6 protein-coding genes and 1 pseudogene are annotated in these 6,736 nt (G+C 70.0%); 2 read left to right on the top strand and 5 right to left on the bottom strand.

Annotated features, from left to right (window positions below; translation table 11 throughout):
• From WBB14_RS31225 to WBB14_RS31215, 3 genes and pseudogenes are all read right to left on the bottom strand, one after another.
• Positions 1-655 (bottom strand): annotated as a pseudogene (locus WBB14_RS31225) (sensor histidine kinase); the annotation flags it as partial.
• A gap of 63 nt (positions 656-718) precedes the next feature.
• Positions 719-1,897, bottom strand: a complete 1,179-nt coding sequence (locus WBB14_RS31220; protein ID WP_424243213.1) for an HPP family protein — start codon at positions 1,895-1,897, stop codon at positions 719-721.
• 74 nt (positions 1,898-1,971) lie between these two features.
• Positions 1,972-2,424, bottom strand: coding sequence for a MarR family winged helix-turn-helix transcriptional regulator (locus WBB14_RS31215; RefSeq protein ID WP_424243212.1), 453 nt, complete (start codon positions 2,422-2,424; stop codon positions 1,972-1,974).
• A gap of 80 nt (positions 2,425-2,504) precedes the next feature.
• Between WBB14_RS31215 and WBB14_RS31210 the strand changes: the two genes are divergently transcribed.
• Entirely contained in the window at positions 2,505-4,292 is a 1,788-nt protein-coding gene (locus WBB14_RS31210) for a chloride channel protein (protein ID WP_424243211.1), read from the top strand.
• On the opposite strand, the gene WBB14_RS31205 is transcribed toward WBB14_RS31210, so the two are convergent.
• On the bottom strand, positions 4,278-5,171 hold the full coding sequence (locus WBB14_RS31205) for a LysR family transcriptional regulator (protein ID WP_424243210.1): 894 nt from the start codon (positions 5,169-5,171) through the stop codon (positions 4,278-4,280). The genes WBB14_RS31210 and WBB14_RS31205 overlap by 15 nt on opposite strands.
• 131 nt (positions 5,172-5,302) lie before the next feature.
• On the opposite strand from WBB14_RS31205, the gene argC reads away from it, so the two are divergent.
• Positions 5,303-6,235, top strand: coding sequence for an N-acetyl-gamma-glutamyl-phosphate reductase (argC, locus tag WBB14_RS31200; RefSeq protein WP_424243209.1), 933 nt, complete (start codon positions 5,303-5,305; stop codon positions 6,233-6,235).
• A 13-nt stretch (positions 6,236-6,248) separates the two neighbouring features.
• Here the strand turns inward: argC and WBB14_RS31195 are convergent.
• The coding region (locus WBB14_RS31195; RefSeq protein ID WP_424243208.1) for a TlpA family protein disulfide reductase at positions 6,249-6,736 on the bottom strand (488 nt) is incomplete at its 5' end.

Below are 6,736 nucleotides of genomic sequence, written 5' to 3'. Positions count from 1 at the left end.
GGCCCCAGGCCAGCCAGGTGGCCCAGGGCCAGACGCCCGGGGTCAGCTTGCGCGTGCTGCGCATCTGGAAGGGCTGGCTGGCCGCGCCCAGCGGCTTTTGCAGGGCCAGGGGCCAGCCCAGGACGCGGGCATCAGGCTGCTTGTCCAGGAGCGGTAGCGGCGTCTGGTCCACGGCCAGAGTCAGGTTGGCCAGCCCCGGGGGAAAGTCGGCCGCGGGCACGAGTTGCCTCGCGTCCAGGAGCAGGCTCCAGCCGGAAGGCGCCACCAGCCAATAGCGGGCGTTATCCACCGGCAGCGTCACCGGCCGGGCCAGGCCGCGCGCGCGTTCGACGGCGGCTGCAAGGCCGGCGGGCTCCGCCACGCTGCCGCTCCAGGCGCCGCCGGGCAGGTAGCCCAGCCCCAGCAATTGCGGCATGGCTGGTTGCAGGCTGGGAAACAGGCGTTCGGGAGCCGGAGGATGGGACAGCGCGGCCAGGGTCGCGAGCACGGCTTCATGCTGCACCGTTTTCTGGCTCAGCATGCGCTGCGCCACGCTGGTGTTCTGGGTGAAGCGCTCGTACTGATCGACGTAATCCTGCCGCCCGATCCAGAGGGCGCCGAGGGCGAACAGGACCAGCCAGCAGAAGAAGGCGCGAGCGCGCGATAGGGGATTCACGCCTGAAATTATGCCTTGCGGCTGGCGCGGGCTGGAATCCGTAGGGCTACGGAGGGCTGGCGCTTACGCGGCCAGCCGTTGGGCGTCGGGGTCGGGGGTCTGCGAAGTGGCCGCGAGCGCGATCTGGTAGAGCGCCGCCACCAGGTCCGATTGCGTCACCAGTCCGACCAGGTTGCGCGCTTCATCCAGCACCGGCACGCAATGCAGGCTGTCCGACATGGGGCGGGCCAGCTCGATGGCGGGCAGGCCCGGGGTGGCGAAGGGCACTTCGCTGCGCATGCAGTCGGCCACCAGCAGGTCGGGCGCGGCATCCGCATCGGCGGCAACGGCAGCCAGCCGGGCCCGGCGCGCCAGCACGTCGCCCTGGCTGACCATGCCGGCGTAGCGGCCGGCCGAATCCAGCACCGGTAGCGCCTGCAGGCGGTGCTTGTCGAACAGGCGCACGGCGTAATCCAGCGGATCCTGGGCCTGCACGGTCACCACGTCGCGCGACATGATGTCGGCGCAATGCACGTCGCCGAAGCGGCGCACGCTGGCGCGCATTTCCGCGGCCAGCACGATTTCTTCCAGGTCTTCCTTGCTGATGTCCAGCAGCTCGCCGCGCTGGGTGAGCGCGTCGTCCAGGTCGGCCAGGCTGAAGCCCAGGCGGGCGCTGGGCGCGAGGTCGCGCGTGTTGTGGCCGACAGCCGGGTCGGCGTGGCGGCGCGGATAGTTGCGTTTGAGCGCGCCGTTGAAGACTACGGCAATGCACAACAGGATGGCGGAGTTCAGCGCCACCGGCCAGAGCGCGAAGCCGTAGCCCAGGCTGGCGACGCTGGGGCCGCCCAGCACGGCGGTCAGCGCCACCGCGCCGCTGGGTGGATGCAGGCAGCGCAGCGAGAACATGGCGCCGATGGCCAGGGCCACCGCTGCGGCGGCGGCCACGCCGGGCACGGGGATGAATTGGGCGCAGAACACGCCGATCAGGGCCGAGACCAGGTTACCGGCCATGATGGACCAGGGCTGGGCAAGCGGGCTGGCGGGGGCGGCGAACAGCAGCACCGCGGAGGCGCCCATGGGAGCGATGAACCAGGGGCTGGCATCACCCAACGCGTGGCGGCCCACCCATTCCGTGCAGAACAGGCCGAGCAGCGCGCCCAGCACACCGTAGAGTTTCTCGCGTCCGTTGACGCCTACTGGCGCTGGCGCGAACGAGCCCAGCCAGCGCTTGATTGCAACACCCAAAACGATCTCCTCGCGCATCAATATGTCGCGGGGCGACAATTTATCACGTGGGGACTGGCGGCGCTGCATAAGCTTATGCAGCCGGGCGTGGCTCAGGTTTTGCCGGATTCGTCCCCGATACGCGCCAGCAGGCGCGTCAGCAGCGGCCGCATGGCGCGCAATTCTTCCAGGTGCGAGGCCGACAGATCCTCCAGCATGCGCTCCCCCTTGGCGGTCAGCACCACTTCGACGCGGCGCCCGTCCTCGGGGTCGGCTTCGCGGCTGACCAGATCCAGGCGCGCCAGCCGGCCCACCAGTTCGGCGGCGGTGTGCGGGCGGATCAGCAGGCGTTCGGCGATTTCTCCCACGTACAGGCCGCGGCGGCCGGGGGCGCTCTTGCGGGTGCCTTTGATGGCGAGCAGGGCCTGGTGCTGCTGTGGCATCAGGTCCAGGCCGGCGGCGGCGTTTTCGCTGAAGGCGGCAAAGCGGCGCAGCGCATAACGGAAGTCGGCCAGCAGTTCGTAGTCCGTGGCGGTCAACTGGGTAGGGGGCAGGGGCGGGTTCACCTGGCTGATTCTAATATATGTCGTGATACGATATATATGACATTTCGCAAATCCCTGCGAGATTCTTCCTGCCTTCGAACATGCCTCCCACTTCTTCCTCTGCCCGGGCCGCGCTGCGCCTGGGCGACTTCACCACGGACAAGCGCGTGGTCCTGCTCATGGGCCTGGCCATCCCGGTCGGGCTTGCCAGCGTGGCCGCGGCCTGGGCCTTGCTGCGCCTGATCGCGCTGTGCACCAACCTGGCCTACCACCACCAGTTCTCGTTCGCGGACATGCCGATTACGACGGGGCAGTTGGGGCTGGCCTCGGTCGCCATTCCTGTCGTGGGCTGCCTCATCATCGGCCTGCTGGCGCGCTATGGCTCGGAGAAGATTCGCGGCCACGGTATTCCGGAAGCCATGGAAGCCATCCTGATCGGCAAAAGCCGCATCCAGCCCAAGGTGGCGGTGTTGAAGCCGGTGTCTTCCGCCATATCCATCGGCACGGGCGGCCCGTTCGGCGCCGAGGGGCCCATCATCATGACGGGCGGCGCCATCGGTTCCCTGCTGGCGCAGACCATCCACCTGGACGACGGCGAGCGCAAGACCCTGCTGGTGGCTGGCGCCGCCGCGGGCATGACGGCCATTTTCGCCACGCCGCTGGCGGCAGTGCTGCTGGCGGTCGAGCTGCTGCTGTTCGAATGGAAACCGCGCAGTTTCCTGCCGGTGGCCATGGCCGCGCTGGTGGCGGCGGCCACGCGCGCCTTCGTGCTGGACGCCGGGCCGATATTCGCGTATTCGGGTGCGCTGCCGTTCACGCCCGCGCACCTGCTGGCCTGCGCCGTCGTAGGCGTGTTGGCGGGCCTGGGGTCGGGCGTGCTGACGTCCATGGTCTACACCGCCGAGGACCTGTTCGAAAAGCTCCCGCTGCACTGGATGTGGTGGCCGGCCTTCGGCGGTCTGGTCATCGGCATCGGCGGGCTGATCGAGCCGGCGGCGCTGGGCGTGGGCTACGACAACATCCGCCATTTGCTGGCGGGCGATCTGGCGTTCCAGGCGGTGCTGCTGCTACTGGCGGTCAAGGTCATCATCTGGTCCGTCGCGCTGGGCTCGGGGACTTCGGGCGGGGTGCTGGCGCCGCTGCTGATATTCGGCGGCGCGCTGGGCGCGCTGGCGACGCCGCTCCTGCCGCAGGCCGCCCCGGGTTTCTGGGCGCTGCTGGGCATGGCCGCGATGATGGGCGGCACCATGCGCGCGCCGCTGACCGCGACCTTGTTCGCGGTGGAACTGACCGGCGACATGGGCGCGCTCCTGCCGGTGCTGGCGGCCTGCGTATTCGCGTATGGAGTCACCGTGCTGCTCTTGAAGCGTTCCATCCTGACCGAGAAAATCGCGCGCCGCGGCCACCATATCAGCCGCGAGTACCGCGTGGACCCCTTCGACCTGCTGCGGGTCAGCCAGGTCATGACCACCCCGGTCGAGACCTTGCCGGCCGACTGGACGGTGGCGCAGGCCATCGCGCATTTCACGACGGCGCAGCCGGTGCATACCAGCTACCCGGTGTTGGACGCGCAAGGCGCGGTGGTGGGCGAAGTCACGCGCGCCGACACCCTGGCCTGGGCGATCGACGACGAGCAGACTGGACGCACGTTGGGGGAAGCGCTGCAAGGCCGCGACCTGGTGTACGGCCATCCCGAGGAACTGGCCAGCCAGATTGCCGACCGCATGGCGCTGACGGGCGCGGGACGCGTGCCCATCCTGGACCGGGCCAACGGCCGGCTGGTGGGCATCGTGGGGCGCAAGGACCTGTTCCGCTCGCGGGCGCGGCGGCTGCGCGAAGAGAGCCAGCGCAACGCGTACTTCCGCCGCACCCCGTCAGCGGGACGCTGAGGCCCGCAGTTCCCACAAGACGTCCAGCACATGCCGGGTGGCTTGCTCCACTTGCCCGGCGCGGTGCGCGATGCCCAGCGGACGCCATAGCGCGGGCCGCAGCGGACGCATCTCGATGCGGGGATCCGGCTGCGGCGCGGTGGCTTCGTGCGGCAGCAAGGTGGCGCCGTAGCCCGCGGCGACCAGACTCTTGATCGCGTCGTTGTAGTTCAGCTGGATGCGGGCGCGCGGGTTCAGGCCCGCGGCGGCGAACCATTCCCCCGTCAGGCGCGACAGCCGCGTGCTGGCGTCGTTCAGGATCAGCGGCCGCTCGGCCAGCCAGGCCGGCGTCAGGCGCGCGGGCGCTTGCCAGCTTGCGGGCAGGAAGGCCATGACCGGGTCGCGCCGCCACGGGCGCAGCACCAGGCCCTCCAGCGGCGGCTGGGGCAGGGCCACCAGCCCCACGTCCAGCGAGCCGTCGGCCAGGCGCAACAGGGTCTCCTGGGAGGTCAGCACCGCCACCTGCACGTCGATGCCGGGATGGTTGCGTCCCAGCGTTTCCAGGGCCTGGGGCAGCAGATGGGCGATGGCGCCGGTGGAGGCGCCCAGCCGCACGCGCCCGGCCAGCCCTTGCACCTGCCGCTGCACGTCGTCCAGCGCCTGATCGGCGTCGGCCAGCAGGCGGCGCGCGCGCTCCAGCAGGGTTTCGCCGATGGCTGTGGGCCGGACCTGGCCGCGCTTGCGCGTCAGCAGCGGCGCGCCGATGCGTTCTTCCAGGTCGGCCACGTGCAGGCTGATGGTGGGCGGCGCCAGATGCAGCGCGCGGGCCGCGTCGGCGAACGAGCCCAGGTCGGCGATGGCGACCAGGGTGCGCAGGCGGTCCAGGCTGATCTCACGCATGGCGGTCTCGTTCAGAAAAGCTGAATTGGACAGTCATGATATTCGACTTTTGTTATCTACGATCCAGACCGATGATGAGGTCCTGCGCCCGGAACGTTCCGGCGCTCCCTTTGATCCAGGACGCAAGCGCCATGACCCATCCTTTAATTTTCATCGACGGCGACCAGGGCACCACCGGCCTGCAGATCCATGAACGCCTGCATGGGCGCTCGGACCTGCGGCTGCTGACGCTGCCCGAGGCGGAACGCAAGGACCCGCAGCGCCGCGCGCAGGCCATCAACGGCTGCGACATCGCCATCCTGTGCCTGCCCGACGAGCCGGCGCGCCAGGCCGCCGCTTCCATCGTCAATCCCGCAGTGCGGGTGATAGACGCCAGTTCCGCCCACCGCACGACGGCCGGTTGGGTCTACGGTTTTCCGGAAATGAACGCGGAACAGGCCGGGTTGATCGCCCAGGCCCGGCGCGTCAGCAATCCCGGCTGCTATCCCACGGGCGCGATCGCCTTGCTGGGTCCGCTGCTGCGGGCGGGGCTGGTGCCGGCCGACTATCCCGTGGTGATCCATGCGGTGTCGGGTTATTCCGGCGGCGGCCGCGCCGCGGTGGACGCCTACGAGGCCGCCGATGGCGGCGGCGGACCTGCGTTCCAACTCTATGGGCTGGGCCTGGCGCACAAGCACACGCCGGAAATCGAACGCCACGCCGGCTTGACGCAGCGGCCGGTATTCGTGCCGGCCTACGGCGCCTATCGCCAGGGCATCGTGCTGACGGTGCCGCTGCAGTTGCGCCTGCTGCCGGCGGGCGTGGACATGCAGCGCCTGCACGCCTGCCTGCAACAGCACTACGAAGGCGCCAGGCACGTGCAGGTGGTTGCGCCGCAGGACGCAGCCGCCCATACCCACGTGGATCCGCAGGCCTTGAACGGCAGCAACGATTTGCGCCTGGCGGTCTATGGCAACGCCCGGGAGGGGCAGGTGTTGCTGACGGCGGTGTTCGACAACCTGGGCAAGGGCGCGTCGGGCGCTGCGGTGCAAAACCTGGACCTGATGCTGGCCGCGATGGGATAGCCGCGGCTCAGCGTCAGTCGCCGCTGGCTGGCGCCTGGATCGTATCCAGGCGCTGGGCCAGCGAGGCGGCCGACAGCTCGCCCACGCGCAGGTCCACCAGCCGCCCCTGGGCATCCAGGAACAGCGTGGCGGGCAGGCCGCGGTTGCTCATCTGGCGCGAGGCCGCGCCTGCGGGATCCAGCAGCACGTTGCGCAATGACGGCGCCTGCTGCGCGAGGAACTCCGTGACGGCGGGCGGGGCCTCGGCCTGGTTCAAGAAAACGAAATTCACGCCGGGATGCGCCGCCTGCGCCGCGGCGAACGCAGGCATTTCGCGGCGGCAGGGCGGGCACCAGCTCGCCCACAGATTGATGACGGTGGGCTTGCCCTGGTAGGCCGCGAGTCCGGCGGGCGCGCCGTCCAGCTGGCGCAGGGCCAGCTCGGCCAGTTGGGGTTGAGCCTGGGGCGTGGGCGCGAGCCAACGTCCGCCGCCGATCCAGGCCACGCTCGCCAGCGCCAGCG

This window comes from Achromobacter sp., assembly GCF_049647645.1.
In the GTDB taxonomy this organism is placed as follows: domain Bacteria; phylum Pseudomonadota; class Gammaproteobacteria; order Burkholderiales; family Burkholderiaceae_B; genus Achromobacter.
This window is presented reverse-complemented; position numbering and strand designations above follow the sequence as displayed.

Bases quoted from the DNA above. Each gene is read 5' to 3' on its own strand.
- WBB14_RS31220 (WP_424243213.1), bottom strand. From the start codon at position 1,897: ATGCGCGAGGAGATCGTTTTGGGTGTTGCAATCAAGCGCTGGCTGGGC.
- WBB14_RS31210 (WP_424243211.1), top strand. From the start codon at position 2,505: ATGCCTCCCACTTCTTCCTCTGCCCGGGCCGCGCTGCGCCTGGGCGAC.
- WBB14_RS31205 (WP_424243210.1), bottom strand. From the start codon at position 5,171: ATGCGTGAGATCAGCCTGGACCGCCTGCGCACCCTGGTCGCCATCGCC.
- argC (WP_424243209.1), top strand. From the start codon at position 5,303: ATGACCCATCCTTTAATTTTCATCGACGGCGACCAGGGCACCACCGGC.